21 protein-coding genes are annotated in these 25251 nt (G+C 65.4%); 13 read left to right on the forward strand and 8 right to left on the reverse strand.

The window, feature by feature from the left end:
• Positions 1–64: 64 nt before the first annotated feature.
• On the reverse strand, positions 65–460 hold the full coding sequence (locus tag BIWAKO_RS04060) for a phasin (RefSeq protein ID WP_069877448.1): 396 nt from the start codon (positions 458–460) through the stop codon (positions 65–67).
• Positions 461–676: 216 nt separating this feature from the next.
• Between BIWAKO_RS04060 and BIWAKO_RS04065 the strand changes: the two genes are divergently transcribed.
• The 3 genes from BIWAKO_RS04065 (at position 677) to BIWAKO_RS04075 (ending at position 7741) form a co-directional block, all read left to right on the forward strand.
• Entirely contained in the window at positions 677–3592 is a 2916-nt protein-coding gene (locus BIWAKO_RS04065) for a PAS domain S-box protein (RefSeq protein ID WP_069877449.1), read from the forward strand.
• Between the two features lie 244 nt (positions 3593–3836).
• Entirely contained in the window at positions 3837–5588 is a 1752-nt protein-coding gene (locus BIWAKO_RS04070) for a GGDEF domain-containing protein (protein WP_069877450.1), read from the forward strand.
• A 209-nt stretch (positions 5589–5797) separates the two neighbouring features.
• Complete coding sequence (locus BIWAKO_RS04075; RefSeq protein WP_141739974.1) at positions 5798–7741, forward strand: M23 family metallopeptidase; 1944 nt, start codon at positions 5798–5800, stop codon at positions 7739–7741.
• A 126-nt stretch (positions 7742–7867) separates the two neighbouring features.
• Here BIWAKO_RS04075 and mgtE read toward each other — a convergent pair whose 3' ends face one another.
• Entirely contained in the window at positions 7868–9241 is a 1374-nt protein-coding gene (gene mgtE, locus BIWAKO_RS04080) for a magnesium transporter (RefSeq protein ID WP_069877451.1), read from the reverse strand.
• A 323-nt stretch (positions 9242–9564) separates the two neighbouring features.
• Between mgtE and BIWAKO_RS04085 the strand changes: the two genes are divergently transcribed.
• The 9 genes from BIWAKO_RS04085 to BIWAKO_RS04125 all read left to right on the forward strand — a co-directional run bounded on the left by BIWAKO_RS04085 (position 9565) and on the right by BIWAKO_RS04125 (position 17787).
• A complete protein-coding gene (locus tag BIWAKO_RS04085; protein WP_069877452.1) occupies positions 9565–10722 on the forward strand; it encodes an acyl-CoA dehydrogenase family protein in 1158 nt (385 codons plus the stop codon).
• Positions 10723–10748: 26 nt separating this feature from the next.
• Positions 10749–11411 (forward strand): glutathione S-transferase family protein, encoded by a 663-nt coding sequence (locus BIWAKO_RS04090; protein WP_069877453.1) that lies wholly within the window; start codon positions 10749–10751, stop codon positions 11409–11411.
• Between the two features lie 82 nt (positions 11412–11493).
• Positions 11494–12438, forward strand: a complete 945-nt coding sequence (locus BIWAKO_RS04095) for a DMT family transporter (protein WP_074471505.1) — start codon at positions 11494–11496, stop codon at positions 12436–12438.
• A gap of 135 nt (positions 12439–12573) precedes the next feature.
• A complete protein-coding gene (locus BIWAKO_RS04100) occupies positions 12574–13563 on the forward strand; it encodes a LysR family transcriptional regulator (RefSeq protein WP_069877455.1) in 990 nt (329 codons plus the stop codon).
• On the forward strand, positions 13563–14081 hold the full coding sequence (locus BIWAKO_RS04105) for a tripartite tricarboxylate transporter TctB family protein (protein ID WP_069877456.1): 519 nt from the start codon (positions 13563–13565) through the stop codon (positions 14079–14081). Before BIWAKO_RS04100 ends, BIWAKO_RS04105 begins: the two co-directional genes overlap by 1 nt.
• A gap of 4 nt (positions 14082–14085) precedes the next feature.
• Positions 14086–15588, forward strand: coding sequence for a tripartite tricarboxylate transporter permease (locus BIWAKO_RS04110; protein ID WP_069877457.1), 1503 nt, complete (start codon positions 14086–14088; stop codon positions 15586–15588).
• A 62-nt stretch (positions 15589–15650) separates the two neighbouring features.
• Complete coding sequence (locus tag BIWAKO_RS04115) at positions 15651–16625, forward strand: tripartite tricarboxylate transporter substrate-binding protein (RefSeq protein WP_069877458.1); 975 nt, start codon at positions 15651–15653, stop codon at positions 16623–16625.
• A gap of 81 nt (positions 16626–16706) precedes the next feature.
• On the forward strand, positions 16707–17234 hold the full coding sequence (locus BIWAKO_RS04120; RefSeq protein ID WP_069877459.1) for an ureidoglycolate lyase: 528 nt from the start codon (positions 16707–16709) through the stop codon (positions 17232–17234).
• A gap of 121 nt (positions 17235–17355) precedes the next feature.
• On the forward strand, positions 17356–17787 hold the full coding sequence (locus tag BIWAKO_RS04125) for a DUF1236 domain-containing protein (protein ID WP_069882150.1): 432 nt from the start codon (positions 17356–17358) through the stop codon (positions 17785–17787).
• A 125-nt stretch (positions 17788–17912) separates the two neighbouring features.
• On the opposite strand, the gene upp is transcribed toward BIWAKO_RS04125, so the two are convergent.
• From upp to BIWAKO_RS04150, 6 genes are all read right to left on the reverse strand, one after another.
• Positions 17913–18548, reverse strand: a complete 636-nt coding sequence (gene upp / locus BIWAKO_RS04130; protein ID WP_069882151.1) for a uracil phosphoribosyltransferase — start codon at positions 18546–18548, stop codon at positions 17913–17915.
• Between the two features lie 76 nt (positions 18549–18624).
• Positions 18625–19842 carry a URC4/urg3 family protein gene (locus BIWAKO_RS04135; protein WP_069877460.1) on the reverse strand — a complete coding sequence of 406 codons (1218 nt, stop codon included), beginning with the start codon at positions 19840–19842 and terminating at the stop codon, positions 18625–18627.
• Between the two features lie 15 nt (positions 19843–19857).
• A complete protein-coding gene (locus BIWAKO_RS04140; protein WP_069877461.1) occupies positions 19858–21120 on the reverse strand; it encodes a GTP cyclohydrolase II in 1263 nt (420 codons plus the stop codon).
• Positions 21121–21231: 111 nt separating this feature from the next.
• On the reverse strand, positions 21232–21393 hold the full coding sequence (locus BIWAKO_RS35865; RefSeq protein ID WP_176733260.1) for a Thivi_2564 family membrane protein: 162 nt from the start codon (positions 21391–21393) through the stop codon (positions 21232–21234).
• A 234-nt stretch (positions 21394–21627) separates the two neighbouring features.
• Positions 21628–23766 (reverse strand): glycine--tRNA ligase subunit beta, encoded by a 2139-nt coding sequence (gene glyS, locus BIWAKO_RS04145; protein ID WP_069877462.1) that lies wholly within the window; start codon positions 23764–23766, stop codon positions 21628–21630.
• The gene (locus tag BIWAKO_RS04150) at positions 23766–24683 is read right to left on the reverse strand and encodes a glycine--tRNA ligase subunit alpha (RefSeq protein ID WP_069882152.1); all 918 of its coding nucleotides are present in this window, start codon (positions 24681–24683) and stop codon (positions 23766–23768) included. Before BIWAKO_RS04150 ends, glyS begins: the two co-directional genes overlap by 1 nt.
• 238 nt (positions 24684–24921) lie before the next feature.
• On the opposite strand from BIWAKO_RS04150, the gene BIWAKO_RS04155 reads away from it, so the two are divergent.
• Entirely contained in the window at positions 24922–25212 is a 291-nt protein-coding gene (locus tag BIWAKO_RS04155; RefSeq protein WP_141739975.1) for a hypothetical protein, read from the forward strand.
• Positions 25213–25251: the final 39 nt, after the last annotated feature.

Raw genomic sequence — 25251 nt, forward strand, 5'->3', positions numbered from 1 at the left:
GAGCCCGGCCCGGCGCCAATGGCCTTTGTCGCGCGAAGCGGCGCAGCAAGGCGCCGCTGGCGACTCACTTCATCTTGGTCGCCTTGGCGGCGGTCTCGGCCGCCTTGGCCGCAACCTCCTGGGCGGCAACGCCCAGATCCTTGAGCTGGCCCTGGAGAGCCGCAACCTGCGACTTCAAGAATTCGGACTGATGCTGCAGAACCTCCGTCAGGTCCTTCGACTTGACCAGCTTCTGGGCGAGATCGAAGGCGGCGGCGACATTGCTTTCGGCATAGGTCATGGCCTTGCGGGTCACGTCCTGAGCGTTGACGCGTGCGGATTCGGCCGAACCATGCGCACCGTCCACTGCCTTGTGTGCCGCGCCGATGAAGCCATCGAAGGCCTTGCGGGCCTGCTCGACACTGCGCTCGGCGAACTCGCGCATCTCGGTCGGCACTTCATAAGGCGTCTTGCCGGTCATGGGTAATCCTCCTGGCTGTGGATGGCTTGGTTTACCACTCGATTGTGCACTGCAATATCATTATTGCGACGCAATGACAATCGCGTGACTCCGCCACGTTAACGCTGTTTCGATCAGACGCGGGAGAGCCTTGATCAGTTCCATGGATTTGCAGTCATTTGCCCGCTATTAAGGCTTTGTTAGCCATATCGGCGCAGACCGAACGAGCGGATGGGAATGAGCGAACCCGGGCAGGATTGGGCGATGCAGGGAACAGACGCAGCGAAAGACGCAGCGCTGGCGCCCTTCATTGCGGACGGCGCCTTGATGCTCTGGGACCAGAAGACTTCCCGGGTCGGCTTTGTCAACGCGGGCGCCGAAGCGGTGCTCGGCCAGCATGCCGATGGCACATCCTTGCCCGCACCAACGCGCAACAGGCTGGCACTGCTCGCCGGCGGGCTCGCTCCGCGGGATCATTTGCGCCTTGAACGCCTCCGGCTGACGCCCGGCTTCACTGCCACGCTGGTGACATGCGGCTGCAAGCTGCTGACGGGACCAGAGGGTCAACAGATCCTCGCGATCGCCATCGCTCCGTCGGAGCTGCGCCGACTCGGCATTACGGTTCCGCCGGCTCCACTTGTCGCGGCGCCATCCGCCCCGGCCGCAACCGTCGCTTCTCCCGCTCCGACGCCGGCAATTCCCGCACCGAAGCGCGCGACCGTGCGTTTCGTCTGGCAAAGCGACGTCGACGGCCGCTTCACCAGTCTGTCGCCCGATATTGCCGAGATCGTCGGGACCGATGCCGCCGCGGGCCTGATCGGTCGTAGCTGGCTGGAGCTGATCGACCGCGATCTGCTTGACCGCGAGGGCAGTCTGATCCAGCGGCTGGCCTCCGCCACCACCTGGAGTGGACACCCGGTCCTGTGGCGGACTGCCGGCCTCGCCGAAGGGGTTCGGGTCGAGCTTTCCGGTGTGCCCGTCCTCGATGCGAAGCGTGATCTTGCAGGTTTCCGTGGCTTTGGGCTCGCCCGCATGATCGAGCGCGAACCATTCCCGCTGCCCACCAATGCGTCGGACGGCCCCGTGCCTGCTTCAGCGCCGCCCCCCCCTGCCCCAGCCTCCGATGAGGCTGGTTCTGCGCCGTTCGTCGCGCAGCCCGCCGAGAGCGCCGACGAAGGCAAAGCCCCGGAGATGAGCATCGACGTTCCGGCCACCGAGCCGACACCGGCGGCTCGCACAGAAACTCCGCCCCCGAACGAGGCCGGCGCCAATGTCGTGCCGCTTCGCAACGGTCATCTCACAACGGTCAGACCGCTGCTCGAACCTTCAAAGGCGCTGCTGACCTCCGCTGAACGCAATGCCTTCCGGGAGATCGCCAAGGCGCTCGGCGCCCGCATCGCCGGAGACGACGAAGGCGAGCCCCGGCTGCCACCTGCGGCCCCGTTGCGCCTGAACGACGAAGCCACCCGCCCTGGCCAGCCGGCGCCCGAGCCGACGCAGCCGGCCGACACGGGGGCGGTGGAATCCAAGTCGGCAGCGGCGGAAGCACCCATCGTTTCGGAGCCGGTGCCGTCGGTCGATGCGCCCTCCGCAACTGCGGGGCGGCAACGCCTGCCGAATTCGCATGCCGATGTGCTCGACCGCCTGCCCGTTGCAGTCCTGGTCAATCGCGGTGACGAGCCGCTCTATGCCAATCGCACACTTCTCGATCTGCTCGACTACGCCGATCTCGCCGACCTGACGTCCGGCGGCGGCATCAGCCGCATGATCAAGGGAGCGGCCCGCTCCGATGGCGGCACCATGATCCTGGTCGACCGGACGGGCCATCTCGTCAGTGTCGATGCCCGCCTGTCGAGTGTCTCATGGCAAGGCGAGCCCGCGACGCTGATGGCCTTCCGTCATCCCGATGGCGGCGGCGAGGTCAAGGTCCTGACCGAGGAAGAGGCTGAGGAAGCCGAGCTCGCAGCCGAGTTCGAGGCCGAGGAGGCCGAGATTGCGGCGCGCGTCGACGCGTTGCGGCTCGACATCGACGCGCGTGAAGCTCGGATCAGCGAGATGATCGCGGTGCTTGATACCGCGACCGACGGCGTCGTCACCGTCGACGAGCGCGGCCGCATTCTCTCGCTCAACAAGACCGCGGAGGCCCTGTTCGGTTACGACCAGCGTGAGGTCTCAGGCGAATTGTTCACGCTGCTCTTCGCTCCGGAAAGCCACGCTCCTGCCCTCGATTACCTCGAAGGCCTCAAGGGCGGCGGCGTCGCCTCGGTGATGAACGACGGGCGCGAGGTCATGGCGCGCGTGCGTCAGGGCGGCCGCATTCCGCTGTTCATGACCATGGGCCAGATCGCGGACGGCGCAGAGCGACGCTTCTGTGCCGTGCTGCGCGACATCACCGCCTGGAAGAAGACCGAAGGCGAACTGGTCGAGGCCCGCAAGGCGGCCGAGAAGGCCAGCGCCCAGAAATCGGACGTGCTTGCCAAGATCAGCCATGAGATCCGCACGCCGCTGAACGCGATCATCGGCTTCGCCGAGGTCATGGCCGAGGAGCGCTTCGGGCCCATCGCTAATGAACGCTACAAGGAATACCTGCGCGACATCCACCAGTCGGGCGGCTATGTCATCAGCCTGGTCAATGACTTGCTCGACCTCGCCAAGATCGAGGCCGGCAAGCTCGATCTCGACTTCGTCAGCGTCAATCTGAACGAGATCGCGCTGTCCGTCGTCAATCTGCTGCAGCCGGAGGCTCAACGTGGGCGCGTGGTGCTGCGCTCCGGGCTCTCGCCCAAGCTGCCGCCGGTCGTGGCCGATCAGCGTTCGATCCGTCAGATCGTGATCAATCTGCTCTCCAATGCGGTGAAGTTCACCGATGCCGGCGGGCAGGTCATCGTCTCGACGGCCCTTGGCGATCAAGGCGAGGCAATCCTGCGGGTCCGCGATACCGGCATCGGCATGGACGACAGCGAAATCGCAATGGCGCTGGAGCCGTTCCGCCAGGTGCCAACGACGCGACGCGCGGGAGGCACGGGCCTGGGCCTGCCGCTGACCAAGGCGCTGGTCGAAGCCAACCGCGCGGCGATGACCATCACCAGCGTCAAGAAGGAAGGCACGCTCGTCGAGATCACCTTCCCGCCGCAGCGCGTCCTGGCGGGCTGAGGCCCGAGCGCCCTCGGCTTACATCTCGGGGCGCGCCGCCTTGTCGCAGCGGAAGCTGCCCCGCATGCCCTTTACTTTAATGTCGTCTTGCACGCCTAAGCTCTGACCTTCGGAGCAACTCTACCCCCGAAGGCACCGGCCCCGGATCGGTCCGCCCGGACTTTCCCCTTGCGGCGATATCCTGACCGGAATATCCGCCCCCGGGGCAATTTCCCAAGGGTGATGCGAGTAAATTCTGTCTGCCATGGTTCCCGCTGGAAGAAATGCCGCAGACCGTCCTGGCTCAGAGCATCCCAATCTGAGCTACCGGTTCTGGGCCGCGATCATCCTGGTCATGGCCTGTTCACTGGCCCTCGGCCTGACACTCATCGCCAGCTATCACAACGACCTGGACGCCAGTCGCGACGATCTCTCCAAGCTGCAGGCCTTCAGGCTCGCCCTGGACGCGGCCAATCGGCTGACTGCAGAGCGGGGGCCGGCGAACAGCGTCCTGGGCGAGGAGCCATCGCTCGACAGCCCTTCCCGCCAACGGCTGATTGCGTTCCGCACCGAGACCGACGCCGCGCTGGAGCGGATTTCCGCGACCGCCCAACTCAAGCCATCGCTGGATGCCCTGGTCCAGACGCTCGCCTCGGCCCGGCAGCAGGTCGACGCTCTCGCCAGACGCCCGCTGTCAGGGCGCAGCAACGCCGAGATCGAGCAGGCGGTCGAGACCATGTTCGGCGTCTTCGATGCGGCCCAGCCGATGCTGTCCATGGTCATGACCGGCCTCCTGGCTGGCGAGACCGACCTCGTCGGCCACGCCATGGTCGCGCGCATGCTGAGCGAATTGCGCGAGTATGCCGGGCGGCTCGGCTCCCATCTGGTCATCCCGATGGCCAGCGGCCTGCAGATCGATCTTGACCGCAGGGGCGCCTTCGAGCTGAGCCGGGGGCGGGTCCTGGCCTTGTGGGAGCTCGCCGGGCAACAGACTGGGGCGAGCGACGATGCGCGAGTCGCTGCTGCGCATCAGGCGGTCGTCGAGCGCTTCTTCGGGGACGGGATGGCGCTCCTCGAGCGAACGCTCAAGGCAGGCCAATCCGGCGAGTTTGGCGTCACCCCGACCAGCTTCACCCATCTGATCGTGCCGACATTCGCACCGTTGGAGCAGCTTCGCGACGCCTATCTCGATGTCACCGTCGAGCATCTGCAGATGGAGCGCAACGTCGCTCTGCGGTCCCTCATCGCCGTCGTGGCCGCGACCTGCCTTGCGCTCATCATCGAACTCGCGCTGCTCGTCGCCAGCCAGAACCTGCTGTTTCGGCCATTGCTGCGCGCGCGCAGCCAGGTCCTTGCCCTCGCCGACGGGGCCGTGCAGGAGCCCATCGACGGCCGGGGCATGCGTGGCGAGATGCGCAGCCTCTTCCTGGCGCTCGATACGCTTCGCCATCGCCTGATCGAGCGCAACACGCTGGACAGCGAACGTGCGGCGCTGACGGAGAGACTGAGGAAACGGGCCGACACCGATGGCTTGACCGGCGTGCTGAACCGGGGCGCTCTGGAGCGACTGGTCGCTCACCTCCATGACGGGACCGCGGCCCCGACGGCCATCGGCCTGATCCTGCTCGACATCGACTACTTCAAGGACGTCAACGACCGGTTCGGCCATGCCGCGGGAGACACGATCCTGAAGGAAGCCGCCCAGCGCCTGCGCTTGGCGCTGCGGCGCGACGACGTCATTGCCCGCTTTGGCGGCGAGGAGTTCGCCATCCTCCTGATGGATCCACATGTCGAATCGCCGGTCGATGTCGCAGAGCGGCTCCGGACGATTCTGCAGGCCTCCCCCTTCACGCTGGAAACGGGGGAAAGCGTCGAGGTGACAGCGAGTCTCGGCGTGGCGCGAGCAGAAAACCAGGACGGAGGCTGGCCTGCGCTCGTTACAGCCGCCGATCGCGCGCTTTATGTCGCCAAGGCCGCGGGACGCAACCGTGTCGAGGAAGACCGAGAGACGTCCTGATTCGGGCTCGTCGCCATCCCGGCCGGGGACGACGACCAGCAGAATCTCACCGGATCACGACGTCCTCGAACCGCTTCGCACGCGCATGCGCTGACGGGCCGCGGGTGAAAAATTTCTGCCGTCATAGTTTCGCCCCTTCCCGCCGCACATAGGGAGGCACCCCGTTCTCGCAGGCAGAGTCGCGAAGAGTTCCGACCAACGGAGTGGTGTTGCGCCCGTTCTACGACGAAAACGCCGATGCGCTGACCGATCCCTTTGCGCCTCGCCCGAGCCCCATGCCGCTGCGCGATCACGCCGCCTTCTCGGGACGGTGGCTTTCGGCCAGCCTGCTTCTGGGACTGGTCGGAGCCGGATTGCTGACCTCGTCATTGCTGGTTTCCGAGGCCGATAGCCCCGCCACGCGAAGCCCGGAAAGGGCCGTCTCGGCCTCGCCGCGTGGCGCCAGTGCAAACGGCTCGGCCCGCAAGGGCGACCTGCTTGTACAGCGCGGGTTCTCGATCGGCACGGCGCGTCATTTCCGTGCGCCGCTCACCGAAACGGTCGGTGCGCGCGAAATCACCAAGGTCCATGCACTCGTCCACGTCGCAGCGGAACTCTCGCCGCTCGCGATAGCCGCTCCCAACATGCCCGACCTCGAATCACTCAGCTCTCCGCCCAGTGCAGGTCGTGAGGCTGCGCCGCAGGCGGCAGTCGACCCCGCCGATGCCGATGTGTCGGTGGTGAGGCGCGATCTATCCGATCAGGCGGCGACAGGCACAGAGCCTGGCCTCTCCGATGCCGCCGCCGCCGAGCAGGTTGCCGAGTTGCTCCGCCTCTCCGGATCGGAACCGCAACTGCCGCTGGAGTATTCGAACCAGCGCATTCTCTCGCGCACCCTTCGCTTGGCCGGGGAAGCCGAAACGGAGCAGGCGGCTCCCCTCGGCTCACCGGCATTCGGTTCTCTGGATGTCAGAATCATACCGGAGAACGTCACCAATATTCCCGTGCGCACCGGCTCTCAGGGAGCGTTCGAAGAGCGCGACATCATGCTAGGCCACGGCGACACCCTGGCCTCCATCCTCCAGAACAATGGCGCAGACAACCGGCAGGTCGCGGCCATCGTCGCCGCACTCGGAAAGCGCGCGAAGGCGGAGCTCCCGGAAGGCCAGCATCTGCGCCTCCTGATTGCACCGGAGGGCAGCGGCCAAACCATCCAGCGCGTCATTCTCTTCGACGAAACCGGCCCGGAAGAGATCGCTGCAGCCGATGACGGCGGCCGGTTCGTCGCGGTGGCCAAGAATGACGCGCGCCACAGTCCAGCTGACGACAGCAGCGATGACGACGACGAGGACAGCGGCGAGCGCGCCACCCTCTTCCAGAGCGTCTATGCCAGCGCGGTCAAGAGTCAGGTACCGCGTGAGCTCATCGACGAGTTCGTCGGCATCTTCGCGTCGAATCTCGATCTCAAGCAGCGAACGAATGTCGGCGATCGCCTCGAGATGATCTTCAGCGACGACGAGGCCGCCTCGACCGGCCGCCGTGAGCTGCTCTATGCCGCCCTGACGGCGGAGGGAGAGACCCACCGCGTCTATCGCTACGCTTCGCCCGAGACCGGGGATGTCGACTATCTCGACGAAGAAGGGCTTTCGCTGCGAAAGCTCCTGCTGCGCCGACCGGTCCAGATCGGACGCATGAGCTCACCGTTCGGCATGCGCCGTCACCCGATCCTGCGCTATGCACGCCTTCACAGTGGCGTCGACTGGGCCTCGCCCCGCGGCACGCCGATCATGGCTGCAGGTGACGGGAAGGTCGTGGCCGCCGGCCCGCATGCCGGCTACGGCAACCGCGTCGAGATCGAGCACGCGAATGGCTACGCCACCGCTTACAACCACATGGCCAATATCGGCTCGCAGATCAAACCGGGGGCCACTGTCCGCATGGGCGAGATCATCGGCACCGTCGGCACGACTGGTCTCTCGACCGGACCTCATGTCCATTATGAGGTGACGATCAACAACCACTTCGTCGATCCGATGAAGGTCAAGCTGCCGAGCAACCACAGCCTGGGCGGCACGGCGCTGAGTGAGTTCAAGGACCACCAACGCCAGATCGAGAAGCTCAGGCAGCCCGGGCCCGCCACCACGGTCGCAGTGCAGAACGGACGCGCTGGCTAAAGCATCACCTCGAGACGTGGAGTGCGATTTTCGGGAAGGCCGACGCGAGCACAGAAGGCTGGATCATCGGAGCGGATACGAGATCCGGTCCGATGATGTAGCCTCACCCGTCCTGCAGCCGGGCGTTCAAAGCAGGGTGCCGCTCAAGATCATCGCGGCCACCCCGAAATAGATCATCAGGCCGGTGACATCGACCAAGGTCGCGACAAAGGGAGCCGACGCACTCGCCGGGTCGAAACCCAGGCGCTTGAGGATGAAGGGCAGCATCGAGCCTGTGAGCGAGCCGAAGGTGACGATACCGAGCAGAGCCACGCCGACGGTTGCCGCGATCAGGGCCCAGTGCTCGCCATAATCGTACAGACCGAGCTTCTGCCAGGCGATGACGCGCACGACACCGATGGCGCCGAGGATGGCGCCAAGCGTCAGGCCAGTCGGAATCTCACGCAGCGCCACCCGCCACCAGTCGCTCAGCTTGATCTCGCGCAGAGCCAGCGCCCGGATCAGCAGCGAAGTGGCCTGCGACCCGGAATTGCCGCCCGAGCTCATGATGAGCGGGATGAACAGGGTCAGCACGATCGCCTTCTCGAGCTGGCCTTCATAGTGCTGCATCACCGAGGCCGTCAGCATCTCGCCGATGAGCAGGATGCTGAGCCAGCCGGCGCGCTTGCGGATCATCCGGCCGAAGCTGATCTCGTTGTAGGGCTCGTCGAGCGCCTCCATGCCGCCGAGCTTCTGCACGTCCTCCGTCGTCTCCGCGATCATCGCATCGATGACGTCGTCGACCGTGACGATGCCGATGACGCGCTCGCCCGCATCGATCACGGGAACGGCAAGGAGGTCGTATTTCGTGAACAGCCGCGCGACATCCTCCCGGTCCACCTCCGGCGTCACGCTGATCGGCTTCATCTCGGGCACGACAGAAGCGACGAGCGCCTGCGGATCGCCGCTGATCAGCCGGCGCAGCGACACGGCGCGGACCAGCTTCCCGGTCGCGGGATCGAGGACATAGATCGCGTAGATTGTCTCACGCGTACGCTCGACATGCCGGATGTAGTCGAGCGTGCGCGCGACAGTCCAGTCGGCCGGCACGCTGACGAATTCCGTCGTCATGATCGAGCCTGCGCTTTGCTCGGGATAGGCGAGCAGGCGATTCAGTGTCGCGCGCGTGTCGTGGTCGACACGGCCGAGCAGGCGAAGGCGCAACGGCTCGTCGAATTCCGGGACCACGTCGGCGACGCGGTCCGCCGACATGGCGGACAGGAACTGCGCGGCGCGCGCTTCCGGCATCAGGCCGAGCGCTTCGGAGGCCACCGTCAGTTCATGCTGGTCCAGCACCTCGACGGCCCGTTCGAACGGCAAGGCAAGGAGCACGGCCGCAACCGTTTCGACGTCCTGGTCGTTCAGGGTTTCGACAATGTCGGCGATATGGTCCCGCGCCAGCGTCTGGGCGAGGGTTGCAGCGAGAAGATCCCGCTCCGGTGCGGTGGCAACGGCATTCATAGCTCGTATCCTTTGATCGGCCGTCATGGCCGATCGCAGGCGAGCCGGTTTCCCCGGTCAGGCGCGCGAAGCGGCGTCAGACGGCATCGACTGTCGACTGGGACTGTCGGTTGGCATTGGGTCGGGGTTCCTGTGAAACTGCCGCCGGAAGGCTTGCAGCGAGGCCGAGATGCACCCGAAGGCTCATCGCGTCAACCCCCATTGCCGTGACCGGAGCGCGTGTGCGGGAACGCGCGTCCATCTTCGCAGGAACGAGCCGATCACGCCGGTTGGCGGTTCAGTGCCGGCCCTCTAAGGTCGGCGTACGAAACGACGAGGGCAGCATGGAATTCGCGCTGAGCGACGAGGAAGGACTGATCCGCGAAGCCGCACGGAAAATCGCGTCCGACCGGCTGGCGCCGCTGGCCGAGGCTCTCGATCGCGGAGAGGGTCGCAGCGAATTCCTGGCCAATCTGAAGACCCTCGCCGAGAACGGCTTCATGGCGCTCAATGTCCGCGGCGAGTTCGGCGGCAGCGAGGCCGGCACGGTCGCCTTCGCGCTGACACTGGAGGAACTCGCGGCCGCCTGCGCCTCGACCGCGGTCACGACCTCGGTGACAAATATGGTCGGAGAGGTCATCCAGGCGGTCGGCTCGGCCGAGCACAAGACCGCCTATCTGCCGAAGCTCGCAGACGGCACCTATGCGGCCGGCGCCTTCTGCCTGACCGAAGCCGGAGCAGGTTCGGACCCCGCGGGCATGCGGATGCGGGCGCGCCGCGACGGCGACAGCTATGTGCTCGACGGCCAGAAGATCTTCATTACCAGCGGCGAATATGCCGGCCTCTTCGTCGTCTGGGCCGTGACCGACCCCGACGCACCGAAAGGCAAGGGCATCTCGGTTTTCCTGGTTCCGGCCGACACGCCGGGCGTCAGCGTCGGGAAGGCCGAGAAGAAGATGGGGCAGACCGGATCGGCCACGAATACCATCCATTTCGAGGGCGCACGCATCCCGGCCTCGAACCTGATGGGTCGGGAGAATGACGGCTTCCGGGTTGCGGTCGGCGAGCTGGCTGGCGGCCGCATCGGTGTCGCCGCCGTTTCGCTCGGCATCGCCCGCGCGGCCATGGAGGCTGCGAAATCCTACGCCAAGGAGCGGCAGCAATTCGGCCAGGCGCTCAGCGACTTCCAGGGCCTGCAATGGATGATCGCCGACCGCGAGCTCGATCTGCATGCTTCACGGCTGCTGATCCTCGACGCCGCCGCCCGCAAGGACCGCGGCGAGCCTTTCGCCCGGGAGGCCTCGATGGCCAAGCTCTTCGCCTCGGAAGCGGCGCATCGCTGCACCGACACGGCAATCCAGATTCATGGCGGCGCCGGCTATTGCCGCGACTTCCCCGTCGAACGCTACGCCCGCGATGCCCGCATCACCCGCATCTATGAGGGCACCTCCGAGATCCAGCGCCTGATCATCGCCCGCGAGACCTTGCGCCAGACCGTCTGACCACCCCCAACCTGAAAGCCTGCCTCATGACCCTGACGATCTACGGGTGCTATCGTTCGCGCGCGACGCGCAATATCTGGCTCGCCAACGAACTTGGCCTCGCCTTCAAGCATGTGCCTGTGATCCAGGCCGGCCGGGTGACTGATCCCAAGGCCGCTGACGCGCCGGTCCATACCCGCAGCGCCGAATTCCTGAAGGTGAACCCCAACGGGCATATTCCCTCGATCGACGATGACGGCTTCGTCCTGCACGAATCGCTCGCAATCAACCTCTATCTCGCCCGCAAGCATGGCGGACCGCTGGCGCCGAAGGACGTCCAGGAAGAGGGGCTTGCAGCGATGTGGTCACTCTGGGCCGCGACCGAATGCGAGACCAACGCGCTCAACACGCTGTATCACCGTGTCGCCAAGCCGCCGGCGGAGCGCGACGCCAAACTGGCCGATGCCGCCGCCGACGCCCTGCGCGCGCCTCTGGCCGTGCTCAATGACGCCCTCGCCAGCGACGGCTATCTCATTGGCGGCCGCTTCACCGTCGTCGACATCAATGTCTCCGAAGTCATCCGCTATGCCCAGACCGGCGCTCCCGAGTTGTTTGCCGCCGTTCCGCATGTGAAGGCCTGGCTCGAAGCCTGCCAGGGGCGCCCTGCCTTCAAGGCGATGTGGCAGGCACGGGACGCCGAGGCGGCCTGATCAGAAAGCGGGTGGCGGCTCGGCCGCCTTCGCCCTAGCGATCCTGCAACTGCATTGCAGGATCGCGTCAAGGACCGAGCCCATGGCCTCTCCCCCCGCCGCCCCGCCGCCCGCGATGGGTACGCGCGAATGGCTGCTGCTGCTCGTGCTTTCGCTGCTCTGGGGCGGCTCCTTCTTCTTCGCCAAGGTCGCGGTGACGGAATGGCCGCCACTCGCCGTGGTGCTGGCGCGGGTCGCCCTTGCCGCAGCCGTGCTCCATGTCGCCGTGCGCGCGCTTGGACTGACGATGGCGGTGGGCGGCCGGATGTGGCTCGCCTTCTTCGGCATGGGCCTGCTCAACAACCTCATCCCCTTCGGCCTGATCTTCTGGGGGCAGACGCAGATCGGCGCTGGCCTCGCCGCGATCCTGAATGCGACGACCCCAGTCTTCGGCGTGGTCGTCGCTCATCTTTTCGGGAGCAACGAGAAGGCCACGCCACTGAAGATCGCCGGCGTGCTGGCCGGTGTCGCCGGTGTCGCCATCCTGATGGGCCCGGATGTGATCAGTGGGCTCGGCAATGCATTGCTTCCACAGCTCGCCTGCCTGGCGGCCGCACTCTCCTATGGTTTTGCCGGCCTCTATGGTCGCCGGTTCCGGGAGCTCCCGCCCCTGGTGACGGCAACGGGCCAGCTCAGCGCCACCACGGTCATGACCGTGCCGCTGGTCCTGATCCTCGCCCCGCCATGGCTCCTGCCGTTGCCATCCAATGGCGCAATCGGCTCACTTGTCGGGCTCGCCCTGCTCTCGACGGCCCTCGCCTATGTCATCTTCTTCCAGATCATGCGGCGCGCCGGCGGCAGCAATGCCATGCTGGTGACCTTCCTCGTGCCGGTCAGTGCCATCCTGCTCGGCGTCGGTCTGCTCGGGGAAGCCCTGCTGCCGCGGCATTTCCTCGGCATGGCAGCGATTTTCCTCGGCCTCGCCCTCATCGACGGACGGCTCTTCCGGCGCCGCAAGGGCCCTCATCCCAAGGAAAGCCGCGGCTAGGTCCACGGCTTTGTTGCCAAAAAATTATGAATTGCTCTACGGTCGCTTTCACGGCACGAGCCGCTAAAGGCCATAACCGCGAAGACTGGAAGATATCGCAAAAAGCGATACGCCAGAGGGGAGCAGACGATCGTCATGGATGTTCGGCAACTGCGATGCTTCATCGCGGTGGCGGAGGAACTGCATTTCGGCCGCGCGGCTGAAAGGCTTGGCCTCGCACCGCCCGCGCTTTCGCGCCAGATCAGCACGTTGGAAGACGAGTTGGGCGTCAGCCTGCTTACGCGCACGACACGTCAAGTCGCGCTGACCCGCGCCGGCCTGCTGATGCTCGAGGAAGCCAAGGGCATCCTCGTCAAGATGGAACACGCCTCTCGCGCCGTGCGCGAAGCCTCGCTCGCCTCGAGCAAAGTGTTGCGGGTGGGCGCGATCGATGCCGCCTCCTCCAGCTTCGTTCCGCAAGCTCTCGTCGCCTTCCGCGAACGTCACCCGGGTATCGAGATCAAATTTGTCGAAGCCATGACCGCGGCGCTGATCCAGATGCTGGAAGCCGGCAAGCTCGACATCGCGCTGGTGCGTCCGCCGCGCAAGCCGACAGACTGCGCATTCGAGATCTTGCGTGTCGAACGGCCGATCGTGGTGCTCAACGAGAGCCATCCTCTCGCCGCCCGCGAGAGCCTGACGATGAACGACCTGATCGGCGAGCCGTTCGTCGTTCCGTCCAAGCGGATCCGGCCCTTCGCCTATGATCTCGTGATGGCCTATTTCGAAAGCGTCGGCTCGGTACCGAACGTGACGATCGAGGCCACCGAAAAGCCTGCCATGATGTCTGCGGTCGCCGCGGGGCTCGGCATGGCGCTCGCTCCCGACTGGGTCTCGCGCCTGACCTTCCCGGGTGTGACAATGCGCCGTCTGCGCGGCGCATTGCTCGATCCGCCGCCGCCCGGCGCCCTTGTCGGCGTCGCCTGGCGTCCACACCAGAAGCTCGCGGCGCGCGACGACTTCCTGAACATTCTTCGCGAAAGCGTGACGTTGATCGACGAGAAGAACGTCCTGCCGTTCACAATGCCTGTCAAAAAACTGAAGCGTGCGGCCCAGACCGCCAGACCCCAGACTGGAGGAGCCTGATGAGCTTGAATACCATTGAACGCGCGCAGGGGCTGCGTGTCCGTTCGCAACAGGATCTGGCCGCCGGGCTGTTCATGATCCTCCTCGCCGTCGTGGCGCTGTTCCTCGCCAGCGATCTGCCGATGGGGTCGCTGCGGCAGATCGGGCCGGGCATGCTGCCGAAAGCCTTCGCCGTGATCTGCGCCGGGCTCGGCGTGCTGCTGGCCCTGAGTTCGCTGCGTTATAACGGCGAGAAGCTCTCGGGCTGGTCCTGGCGCGGCGTCATCTTCGTGCTCGGCGGTGCGGTCGTCTTCGGCCTCACCATTCGCGGCTTCGATCTGGGGCCGATCAAGGTCCCGCAGCTCGGCCTCGTCGTATCCGGCCCCCTCGTCGTGCTGATCTCCGGCCTGGCCGCGGATGATCGCAAGATCAAGGAACTGGTGATCTTCGCGCTCGTCATGACGACCTTCTGCGCGCTGCTGTTCAAATATGCATTGGGCCTGCCGATCCCCCTGGCGCCCTGGCTGTTGGGGATCTGAGTCAATGAGTGAAATGATTGCACATCTGCAGCTCGGCTTCGGCGTCGCGCTCTCGCTGCAGAATATCGCACTCGCCTTCGCCGGCTGCCTCGTCGGCACGCTGATCGGCGTGCTGCCCGGCGTCGGGCCGATCGCCACCATCGCCATGCTGCTGCCGATCACCTTCGGCCTCGATCCTGTCGGCGCTCTGATCATGCTGGCCGGCATCTATTACGGCGCCCAGTATGGCGGCTCGACCACGGCGATCCTGGTCAATATCCCCGGCGAGGCGACGGCGGTCGTCACCACCCTCGACGGTCACCAGATGGCCAAGCAGGGCCGCGCCGGCGTCGCGCTCGGAACCGCAGCCCTCGGCTCCTTCTTCGCCGGCTGCGTCGCAACCTTGATCATCGCCGCGCTCGGCGCGCCCCTGACCAAGCTCGCGCTCTTGTTCGGCCCGGCCGAGTATTTCTCCTTGATGGTCATGGGTCTTTGCTTCGCAGTCGTTCTTGCGCGCGGCTCGATCCTCAAGGCCTTCTGCATGATCATGCTGGGCCTGCTGCTCTCGACGATCGGCACCGATCTGGAGACAGGACAAGAGCGGATGACCTTCGGCTTCCCGCCTTTGTCCGACGGTATCGACTTCGCCGTGCTTGCAATGGGCGTGTTCGGTTTCGCCGAGGTGCTCAGGAACCTCGAGAATCCCGAGACGCGCGATGTCGTGCGCGCCAAGATCGGCCGTCTGCTGCCGGACTGGAACGACATCAAGCAGTCGTTTTTGCCCGTCGTACGCGGCACGGCCATCGGCGGTATTCTCGGCATCCTGCCGGGCAATGGCGCGGTGCTGGGTCCGTTCGCGAGCTACACGGTCGAGAAGAAGATCGCCAAGGACCCCTCGCGATTCGGCCGCGGCGCCATCGAAGGCGTGGCAGGTCCGGAATCGGCCAATAATGCCGGCGCACAGACGGCCTTCATCCCGCTGCTCACGCTTGGCATCCCGCCGAATGCGGTGATGGCGCTGATGGTCGGCGCGATGACCATCCACGGCATCATCCCCGGCCCGCAGGTCATGACCAAGAACCCAGAGTTGTTCTGGGGCATGATCGCGTCGATGTGGATCGGCAACCTGATGCTGTTGATCATCAACCTGCCGCTGGTCGGTGTCTGGGTGAAGCTGCTTCAGGTGCCTTACCGCCTGATGTTCCCGGCGATCCTGATCTTCTGCTGCATCGGCATCTACTCGGTAAACAACCAGCCGGTCGACGTCGCCTTCACCGCGCTGTTCGGCCTGTTCGGCTACATCCTGATCAAGCTCGGCTTCGAGCCTGCCCCGATGCTGCTCGGCTTCGTGCTCGGCAAGTTGATGGAGGAGAAGCTGCGGCAGGCGCTGATCATCTCGCGCGGCTCGTTCATGACCTTCATCGAACGGCCGATCTCCGGCGGCCTGCTGGCTGTCGCCGTGATCATTCTGATCATCGCCTTGCTGCCGTCGATCTCGAAGAAGCGCGACGAGGTGTTCACCGAATGACGGGATTGCCTCGCCATCCGTTTCACCGTCACGCTACGTCACCGATCTCTGGGAGGATCCACATGAAGAAACTCGTACTTGGCTTGGCTACTACGGTTGCGCTCGCCCTCACCGGCAGCGCGCAGGCCCAGTCGAAATATCCGGAGAAGCCGATCACCATGATCGTGCCCTTCGCCGCCGGCGGCCCGACCGACATCATCGCCCGCATCGTCGGCGAGAACATGTCGAAGACGCTCGGCCAGCAGGTCGTGATCGAGAACGTGGCGGGCGCCGGCGGCACGACCGGCATCACCCGCGCCCTGACCGCGACGCCCGACGGCTACACCATTGCGATGGGCCATCTCGGCACCTTCTCGGCTGCGCCGGCAACCTATCCCGGCCTGAAATACGACCCGATCAACGGCATGCAGCCGATCGGCCTCGCCGGTGGCACGCCGATCCTGATCGTCGCCCGCAAGAATTTCGAGCCGAAGGACCTGAAGGAGTTCGTCGCCTATGTGAAGGCGAACACCGACAAGGTGAACGAGGCCCATGCCGGCGTCGGATCGGTCTCCTGGACGACCTGCACCCTGCTCAAGGGCCAGCTCGGGGTGCCGAAACTGAACGCCGTCGCCTATCGCGGCACGGGCCCTGCCCTGAACGATCTCGTCTCCGGCCAGATCGATTTCATGTGCGACCAGATCGTCAGCGTCGCCGAGCAGGTCAAGGCCGATACGATCAAGGCCTATGCGATCGCCTCGGCCGAACGCTCTCCTGCCCTGCCGAACGTGCCGACCACCAAGGAAGCCGGGCTGCCCGAATATCAGATCGAGGCCTGGAACGGCATCGCCGCGCCGAAGGGCACGCCGAAGGAGGTCGTCGACCGGCTCGTCGATGCGCTCGACAAGGCGCTGAAGGACGAAGGCGTCAAGAAGCGCCTGCTCGATCTCGGCACCGTGATGCCGAGCGCCACGGAGCGCACGCCCGCCGGTTTCGGCGCGCTGATCAAGCGTGACGCCGACAAGCTCAGCCCGACCCTGGCGGCGGCACCGAAGTAAGCGCCCTTCCAATCGGCTTTCACGACGGCGGGCTCAGCGGCCCGCCGTTTTCTTTTGGCCTCGAACCGGTAGCATCGCGGCATGATCGAGAACATCGCCCTCACCATCGAGCCCCTCACCGCCGAGAGCTTCGCGCCCTATGGCCGACTGCTCGCGCCCGAGGGGGCCCGCGATGCCGGCCGCGAGGGCTATGACATCTGGATCAAGCCGTTCAGCGCCGAGAGCCAGGTCCGGCTCCAGATCGTGCGCTATCACGCCCGCCCCTTCGTCGTGCGGGTCATGGAACGGCATCTTCATGTCACTGAAACGCGAATGCCGCTGGGAGGACCATCCGCCGTCCTCGTGGTCGCACCGCGCGAGGCAGATATCCCGACGGCTGCGAATCTGCGTGCCTTCCGCATCGAGCGAACCGGCCTCCTGCTGCATCGCGGCACCTGGCATTCGATCGACGCCTATCCTGAGTCAGGCACGCATGCCGATTTTCTCTTCCTCTCCGAAGAGGCGACCGTAAGCGAGCTCTTCGACACCCCGAACAGCCCCCCGCGAAGGACCGAAGTCGTCGACCTCGGCAAGCGAGACATTCACGTCGTGATCGACGTTAGTCGTTGATATCGCGAACTGATCGCGAGTTCTTTCGCGATCAGTCACATCTCGTTACCCCGAAATTCCGGAACCTAATCTGCAGTACATCGTTCTCCTCCAAGTTTCCCGAGTTCGAAGGAGAATGAAAATGATCAAGAAGCTCCTTATTGCTGCTGCTATCGCTGCAACTCCTGCGATGGCCCTTGCCCAGACGGATACGGCGCCGAAGGGCGGCGCGGTCGGCGGCGCCGCCAGCGGGGCGGTGAGCGGCGCCGTCGGTGGCGCGGTTGTCGGCGGTCCAGTCGGTGCTGTTGTCGGCGGAGTCGGCGGCGCGGTGGTCGGTGCGATCATCGGCGACGTGACGACACCGCGCTTCCGCCAGTATGTCGTCGAGCAGCAGGTCCCGTCCTACACCTATGCCGAACCCGTTGCCGTCGGCACGGTCCTGCCGGAGCAGGGTGTGGTCTACCGCCAGGTGCCGGCGGAGTATGGCGCTCCGAACTATCGCTACACGGTCATCAATAACCGCGCCGTCCTGGTCGAGCCGCAGACTCGCCGTATCGTCCAGGTGATCGAATAAAGATGATCGAGTAATCGCCGGGACATCGCGGGGTCGAAACGATCCGAAGGGCGACCTTGTATCGAGACCCGGCTGCTCTTCAGATCGGGCCCGCTCCAGCAATGGGGCGGGCCTCAATCCTTGCGTCAGCGCGTGCCGAACATGCGGTCGCCGGCATCGCCGAGGCCCGGCACGATATAGCCGTGTTCGTTCAGGCGCTCGTCGATCGCAGCCGTCCAGATGCGCACATCCGGGTGAGCACCGCGCAGACGTGCGACCCCTTCCGGCGATGCCAGCAGGCAAACGAAGCGAAGGTCCTTGGCACCGCGCTCCTTCAACCGATCCATCGCCGCCACGGCCGAGTTCGCCGTGGCCAACATCGGGTCCATGACCACGATCATGCGGTCGGCAATGTCTGACGGGGCCTTGAAATAATACTCGACCGCCTGGAGCGTATCAGGATCGCGATAAAGCCCGATATGAGCGACGCGGGCGGCCGGGACGAGTTCCAGCATGCCATCGAGGAAGCCGACGCCGGCGCGCAGGATTGGCGCGAAGACCAGCTTCTTGCCGGCGATGATCGGCTGCATGCTCTTGGTCAGCGGCGTCTCGATCTCGATCAGCTCGGTCGGCAGGTCGCGCGTGACCTCGTAGCAGAGCAGCATGCCGATCTCGTTCAAGAGCTGCCGGAAGCTCTTGGTCGAGCGATCCTTCTCCCGCATCAGCGTCAGCTTGTGCTGGACCAGCGGATGGTCGACCACGGTGACGCCGTCGGAATGCATGGTCATACGCTCTACCCCTCATCATTCTCATGAGCCCTCGCCCCAGGCGAAGGCTGCTGCTCACAGCAGCACGGTCTCAGAATACCGTGCCATCGCTGACGATGGTCAAGGGCGGCCCGCCATCCCCGCGTTTTTCTCGCGCGATCCGCCGTCCGGCTGCCCAGGTCCCGCCCTCGAGAACCTTGGCGAGCGGAAGTTCGTCCCGCGAGCGATCAAGCCGCTCCCGAATGAGCGCACCCAACTGATCGAGCAGGGCCACCGTGAGTGCCCGCCATTCGACCACGAGCGGCGAGGCGACCTCGTGACTACGCGCCGCATCATCCGCATGCTTGAGCGTGATCACGCCCAGGTCGAGGAACAGCCCGCCATTGCGATACTCGGGCAGGCCGGTGAGGTCATCGATATCGACGACGGTGATGCCGGCCCATTGCAGCGGTTCGATCAGCGAATAGGAGAGCCATTGCGAGAGCTTGTGGAACGGCACGAGCCCGGCCGTGGAGGCATCCGGAGCGATCAGCGGATGACGCCAGGTATCGCCCAAGGCAATTCCGGCGACCGTCAGTCGTGACGGCCAGATGCCGCCAAAGGTGCCGAGCACCTCGGCCAGGATGTGGGAGGCGCGAATCGAGCCGCCCGACGCCGTCTCGAAGAAGCGATCGAAGAGGTCGCCCGGTCGTGTCAGGCCCTGACGTTCGAGTTCCTCGCCGAGTCGGTTCAACAATGCGGCCCGCCCTTCAAGTGCAAGCAGGGGATTGGCCTGTCCGGCCTGGAAACCGGCGGCGAGCGCCTCGGTGTCGAGCCGTTTCAGCGCCTCGCTGTCGGCGCGCAGGGGATCCGCCGCGTCGCTCGAGAACAGCCCCGTAGCGAACATGTCTAACGAGGCGAGCGCCAGGCCTTCCGATCGGCCGATCGGCTTGCCCGTCACCTTGTCGTGATAACTCCAGGCGGGGCCCGCACCGGCATCGAGCAGAACGCTGACGACCGCGAGATCGTAGGCCGCGCGGCCTCGCGCCCCGGCATCCGGGAAATGCGCCCCGCGCTCAAGCATGTTCCAGCGATCCATGCCGCCGACCACGAAATGGCGCCAGCGCGCGTGGAAGGGGATGTCCAGCGTCGGATAATTTGCCCGGATCGTGTCGAGGACATAGTCCGCGCAGGCCGCCAGCCGCTCGGGATGCACGGAGAAATGCAGCAGGCGGCCCTCAAGGCCGAGCTGGAGCATTTCCTGCGCCCGCTCTCGGATTGCGGCGGGCTTCAGGAGCCGGCGGACAGCCTCGGGGTCACGGTCGGGCATGAGTGGCTGGTTCTCTCAGAACTTGTCGAGGTCGCGACCGACGGTCGCCTTCAACATGTTGTCGCCAGGTGTGCCCTCCGGCGAGTAGTAGCCGGCTGCCTTCTTGGCCTCGATCTCGACCGAGGCATCGGGTGGGATCAGCTCCGGCGGAATGGCAACGCGCTCGCCGATCTCTATGCCCGACTGCACCATGGCGTCGTATTTCATGTTCGACATCGACATCAATCGGTCGATGCGCGTGACACCGAGCCAATGCAGCACATCCGGCATCAATTGCTGGAAGCGGGCATCCTGCACGCCCGCGACGCATTCGGTGCGCTCGAAATAGGTCGCAGCGGAATCGCCACCCTCCTGGCGCTTGCGGGCATTGTAGACGAGGAACTTGGTCACCTCGCCAAGCGCCCTGCCCTCCTTGCGGTTGTAGACGATGAGGCCGACGCCGCCGCCTTGCGCCTCCTTCACCGCCTCCTCGATGCCATGCACGAGATAGGGCCGGCAGGTGCAGATATCGGAGCCGAAGACATCCGAGCCGTTGCATTCGTCATGGACACGGCAAGCAACCCTGCGCTTCGGATCGGTGATCGCTGCGATATCGCCGATGACATAGCAGGTGATCGAGCCGATCGGCGGCAGGAAGACGTGCAGATCGGGCCGGGTGACGAGTTCGGGGTACATGCCGCCGGTCTGCTCGAACAGCGTGCGGCGCAAATCCTGCTCCGACGTACCGAAGCGCTCGGCAATGCCCGGCAGGTGCCAGACAGGGTCGATCGCGATCTTGGTAACGCTGATATCGCCGGACTTGTGCAGGATACCCTCATCGGCGGCGAGCCTGTGGCCAGCCATCGCCGCGAGAATCTCCGGCAGGTTCAGCCGCGCCTTGGTGATGGCGATGGTCGGCCGGATATCGACGCCCTCGGCAATCAGTCGCCCGAAATCCTGTGCGACCCGATGGCCGTAAGGGTCCAGCGAGACGATCTTGCCGGGTTCAGCCCATTGCGGCTGTGGCAGAATGTCGGTGGTCGGCTGCGTGTTCGTCAGGTCCGGGCGCTGCGACGGGTTCATGGCGCGCGCCGAGATCGCAAGCGCACGATAGACCGAGTAGGAGCCGCCATGGGCTCCTATGACGTTGCGGTCGGCCGGGTTCGTGGTCGACGCAATGATCGGGCCGCGCTCGACGGCGGTTTCCGCACCCCATCGGATCGGGAAGCGCGTCGCCGCGCTGCCAGGCTCGGGATGCGAAGTCAGGCGGATATGAGTGGTCCGGTTCTGCGAATTCATCGCGACGCTCTCGAATCGGAAAAGGGCCCATGACGGAGTCGTCCGGGCCCCTTTTGACCGATGGGAGAGTGGATCAGTGCTCAGCGCACGTCAATCGACCCGCGCTGGCGCTCAGAAGACCGCGAGATAGCGCAGCAGCGAGATGATGCCGATGATGATGACGATGATCTGGACGATGTTCTTGATCTGGGCATCCATGGGCAGCATGCGCACGAGATAGAGCACCAGACCGATCACCAGAATCGTGATCAGAAGCGAAATCAGAAGTCCCATAGCCCGTATCCTTTATCGCGGCCGCTTGCCGGCCCCCCGGAGGCCGTGCGCGAGGCGTTCGCAGCACGGTTTCTCTGCAGGACAGAACGTCGCAGGATGGGAATTGGTTCCGCTTCAGGGGCCGAGCGTCCGCCTATAGCGAGCTTTCACCGCCATTTTCGGCATAATCGGGCCTGACCCGACCATGCCTGTCGCGAGGCAGTGATGCTCGCCGCAAGGGCGAGCCGTGGCGCGCTAGCCTGCGATCCGCGAGAAATCCGCCACGGCGCGCGTCGCCTCGCGCAGCTGGTTGAGCAGCTTGAGGCGGTTGGCGCGCAGGGCCGGATCGGGATCGTTGACCGTGACCTTGTCGAAGAAGGCATCGACCGCGGGCCTGAGCTCGGCCAGCGCAGCCATCGCACCCTCGAAATCCTCCTTGGCGACGGCAGCCTCGGCCTTCGGCGTTGCCTGGGCCAGTGCAACGGCGAGCCCCTTCTCCTCGATCAGGCCGGCATCGGCGATGAGCTGGAGATCGGCGGCAGCGGCAAAAGCGCCCTCGCCGTCCTTCTTCTCCTCGGCCTTGAGGATATTCGCCGCACGGCGATAACCGCTGAGCAGGTTCACGCCGTCTTCGGTATCGAGGAAGCGGCTGAGCGCGTCTACGCGGCGGGTGATGAGCAGGAGATCGTCGCTGTTCGATGCGCCCTCGCCCAGCACGGCATCGACCAGGTCATGCCGCGCCCCGGCATCACGGAGCACGACCTTCAGACGGTCGTGGAAGAACGAGACGAGGTCTGGATCCCTGGCCAGATCGGCGAGCGCGAGCCTGACCCCATTCTCGACAACCAGCCTGATCACGCCCAACGCCGCGCGGCGCAGGGCATAAGGATCCTTGCTCCCGGTCGGCTTCTCGTCGATCGCCCAGAAGCCGACCAGCGTATCGAGCTTGTCCGCCAGCGCCACGGCAACGGAGACCGGGTCTGTCGGCACGCGATCGGACGGGCCGAGCGGCTTGTAGTGCTCTTCGATCGCTGCCGCGACAGAAGCGTCCTCGCCCTGCAGTTCGGCATATTTCCGGCCCATCAGCCCCTGCAATTCCGGGAACTCGCCGACCATCTCGGTCGGCAGATCGGCCTTGGCGAGTTTCGCTGCGCGTTCGGCGAGAGCGGGATCGGCACCGACGATCGGCGCCAGCTCGCGAGCCAGCGCCGCGATGCGCTGCACCCGCGCGCCCTGCGTCCCAAGCTTGGCGTGGAAGACGACGCCGAGTCTGTTGAGCTTGGCCATGCGCTGGTCGAGCGGCTTGGCAAGGTCGAGGCCAAGTGTCCCGGCACTCTCCCTGAACGTGTCGAGATCGGGCAGCGAGCCCTTGTCGGTCGCGAAGAAATAGGCAGCGTCCGAGAGGCGTGCACGCACGACGCGGCCATTGCCGGCGACGATTGCGCTGCCACCATCGCTGGCGCTCAGGTTCGAGACCAGGATGAACTTGTTGGCGAGCGCGCCCGTCACCGGGTCACGCAGCACGAAGCATTTCTGGTTGGCGCGGATCGTGGCGCGGATCGCCTCGCCCGGAATCTCCAGGAAACGCTCCTCGAAGGCGCCCATCAGCACGACCGGCCATTCGACGAGGCCGGCGACCTCCTCGAGCAGGCCTTCATCTTCGACGAGGTCCAGCCCCTGCGCGAAGGCGAGGTTCCGGGCGTCGGTGAGGATGATTTCCTTGCGCCGGTCGGCATCGAGCACGACCTTCGCCTTCTCCAGATGCGCGACATAATCGTCGAAACGCCTGACCGTGATGGCCTGAGGCGCATGGAAGCGGTGGCCATAGGTCGTGTTGCCTGAGGCAATGCCGTCGACCTCGAACCGGACCACCTCGGGCTCCTCGGTCTCCGGCCCGAAGGTGCAAAGGATCGAGTGGAGCGGGCGCACCCAGCGCAGGCTGGCGCCGGCCGCGGAGGCTTTGCCCCAGCGCATCGATTTCGGCCAGGGAAAGCTGCGAATCACCTGCGGGACGATCTCGGCGATAGCCGCGACCGTCTCCTGCCCCGGCTTCTCGATGATGGCGACGTAGGAATCGCCCTTCTTGGGGTCGCTGACGATGGTCGCCTGGTCGAGCGAGGCAAGCCCTGCCGCCTTCAGGAACCCTTGGATGGCCGCGTCGGGCGCCCCCACGCGCGGCCCCTTGCGCTCCTCGCGGATATCGCGGCCGCGCACCGGCAGTTCAGCGATGTGCAAGGCGAGGCGGCGCGGCGTCGCAAAGGCCCGGGCGCCCTCATAGACGAGGCCGCGTTCGACCAGCGCATCGGTGACGAGCTTCTTGAGGTCTTCCGCCGCCTTGCGCTGCATGCGGGCGGGGATCTCTTCCGAGAAGAGTTCGAGCAGGAGATCGGGCATCAGTTCGCTCCCCCGCCGGCGGTCTTCAGCCAGGCCGCACCGCAGGCCTTGGAGAGTTCACGCACGCGCAGGATATAGCTCTGGCGCTCGGTGACCGAGATCACGCCGCGCGCATCGAGCAGGTTGAACATGTGGCTGGCCTTGATGCACTGGTCATAGGCCGGCAGCGCCAGCGAGTGGCGCGGGTCATTGGCTCCCTCCCCGGCTTCGCCCGCGGCGAGCAGCGCCCGGCACTCGGCCTCGGCATCGTTGAAATGGCGGAACAGCATCGCCGTGTCGGCATGCTCGAAATTATAGCGCGAGAATTCCTGCTCGGCCTGGAGGAAGACATCGCCGTAGCTGACGCGATCCTCACCCTCGAGCCCGTTGAAATTCAGATCCATGATGCGGTCGACGCCCTGCAGATAGCAGGCGAGACGTTCGAGCCCATAGGTCAGCTCTCCCGCGACAGGCGCGCATTCGACGCCGGCGACCTGCTGGAAATAGGTGAACTGGCTCACCTCCATGCCGTCGCACCAGCACTCCCAGCCGAGCCCCCAGGCGCCCAGCGTCGGGCTCTCCCAATCGTCCTCGACGAAGCGGATATCGTGAAGCCCCATGTCGACGCCGATGGCCTGGAGCGAGTCGAGATAGAGCTGCTGCAGATCCGGCGGCGACGGCTTCAGGATGACCTGGAACTGGTAATAATGCTGCAGGCGGTTGGGGTTCTCGCCATAGCGGCCGTCCTTCGGCCGACGCGACGGCTGGACATAGGCAGCCTTCCAGGGCTTGGGACCGAGCGCGCGCAGCGTCGTCGCCGGGTGGAAGGTACCGGCGCCGACTTCCATGTCGTAGGGCTGCAGGACGACGCAACCGCGCTCCGCCCAAAAGCGCTGCAAGGTCAGCAGCAGGCCCTGGAACGAGCGGGTCGGGTTCATCGGATCGGAGACGGGAGCACCGGCCAAGAGCTTGAGCCTTCCAGACAATCTAAGAATAGCGGCGTGCTTAGGGGCAGCCACGGCGCGCGGTCAAGCATTCCGCGCATGACCATGGAACCGACGCGGACAGCATTCGTTCATGATCAGCGGGATAATCTCCGCAGCAACCGTACAGTCCGCGGCGTTCGGGGCGAGCGCTCGAGACGGGCCGGCGGCGTCAGCCAGCAGGAGTAGCTTAATGCTGTCATCACGTTTCATTGCCGCTCTCTTCGGAGCGCTCACCCTTATGGTCGCGGCCTTCACCGTCGCCCCCGCAACGGCCGCACCGGTCAGCACCGGCACGATGCAGACGACCCAGGCTCCGACTGATCTGGTCCAGCAGGCGCAGTACTATGGCCCGCGTCGCTATTATGGCCCACGCCGCCCATATTACGGTCGCCCGGTCTATCGTCCGCGCTGCTACTACAGCAACCGCCGCGTCTGGAACGGCTATCGCTGGGTGATGCGTTCGGTGCGCGTCTGCCGCTGATCGCGGCGTGAATTGTGGCTGCCATGTGGCGGCCCGATG

The organism is Bosea sp. BIWAKO-01 (genome assembly GCF_001748145.1).
Classification (GTDB): Bacteria; Pseudomonadota; Alphaproteobacteria; order Rhizobiales; family Beijerinckiaceae; genus Allobosea.

What these genes read in the sequence shown, in the direction of transcription:
- BIWAKO_RS04060 (WP_069877448.1), bottom strand. Translation starts at nt 460, where the DNA reads ATGACCGGCAAGACGCCTTATGAAGTGCCGACCGAGATGCGCGAGTTC.
- BIWAKO_RS04065 (WP_069877449.1), top strand. Translation starts at nt 677, where the DNA reads ATGAGCGAACCCGGGCAGGATTGGGCGATGCAGGGAACAGACGCAGCG.
- BIWAKO_RS04070 (WP_069877450.1), top strand. Translation starts at nt 3,837, where the DNA reads ATGGTTCCCGCTGGAAGAAATGCCGCAGACCGTCCTGGCTCAGAGCAT.
- mgtE (WP_069877451.1), bottom strand. Translation starts at nt 9,241, where the DNA reads ATGAATGCCGTTGCCACCGCACCGGAGCGGGATCTTCTCGCTGCAACC.
- BIWAKO_RS04085 (WP_069877452.1), top strand. Translation starts at nt 9,565, where the DNA reads ATGGAATTCGCGCTGAGCGACGAGGAAGGACTGATCCGCGAAGCCGCA.
- BIWAKO_RS04090 (WP_069877453.1), top strand. Translation starts at nt 10,749, where the DNA reads ATGACCCTGACGATCTACGGGTGCTATCGTTCGCGCGCGACGCGCAAT.
- BIWAKO_RS04095 (WP_074471505.1), top strand. Translation starts at nt 11,494, where the DNA reads ATGGCCTCTCCCCCCGCCGCCCCGCCGCCCGCGATGGGTACGCGCGAA.
- BIWAKO_RS04100 (WP_069877455.1), top strand. Translation starts at nt 12,574, where the DNA reads ATGGATGTTCGGCAACTGCGATGCTTCATCGCGGTGGCGGAGGAACTG.
- BIWAKO_RS04105 (WP_069877456.1), top strand. Translation starts at nt 13,563, where the DNA reads ATGAGCTTGAATACCATTGAACGCGCGCAGGGGCTGCGTGTCCGTTCG.
- BIWAKO_RS04110 (WP_069877457.1), top strand. Translation starts at nt 14,086, where the DNA reads ATGAGTGAAATGATTGCACATCTGCAGCTCGGCTTCGGCGTCGCGCTC.
- BIWAKO_RS04115 (WP_069877458.1), top strand. Translation starts at nt 15,651, where the DNA reads ATGAAGAAACTCGTACTTGGCTTGGCTACTACGGTTGCGCTCGCCCTC.
- BIWAKO_RS04120 (WP_069877459.1), top strand. Translation starts at nt 16,707, where the DNA reads ATGATCGAGAACATCGCCCTCACCATCGAGCCCCTCACCGCCGAGAGC.
- BIWAKO_RS04125 (WP_069882150.1), top strand. Translation starts at nt 17,356, where the DNA reads ATGATCAAGAAGCTCCTTATTGCTGCTGCTATCGCTGCAACTCCTGCG.
- upp (WP_069882151.1), bottom strand. Translation starts at nt 18,548, where the DNA reads ATGCATTCCGACGGCGTCACCGTGGTCGACCATCCGCTGGTCCAGCAC.
- BIWAKO_RS04135 (WP_069877460.1), bottom strand. Translation starts at nt 19,842, where the DNA reads ATGCCCGACCGTGACCCCGAGGCTGTCCGCCGGCTCCTGAAGCCCGCC.
- BIWAKO_RS04140 (WP_069877461.1), bottom strand. Translation starts at nt 21,120, where the DNA reads ATGAATTCGCAGAACCGGACCACTCATATCCGCCTGACTTCGCATCCC.
- BIWAKO_RS35865 (WP_176733260.1), bottom strand. Translation starts at nt 21,393, where the DNA reads ATGGGACTTCTGATTTCGCTTCTGATCACGATTCTGGTGATCGGTCTG.
- glyS (WP_069877462.1), bottom strand. Translation starts at nt 23,766, where the DNA reads ATGCCCGATCTCCTGCTCGAACTCTTCTCGGAAGAGATCCCCGCCCGC.
- BIWAKO_RS04150 (WP_069882152.1), bottom strand. Translation starts at nt 24,683, where the DNA reads ATGAACCCGACCCGCTCGTTCCAGGGCCTGCTGCTGACCTTGCAGCGC.
- BIWAKO_RS04155 (WP_141739975.1), top strand. Translation starts at nt 24,922, where the DNA reads ATGCTGTCATCACGTTTCATTGCCGCTCTCTTCGGAGCGCTCACCCTT.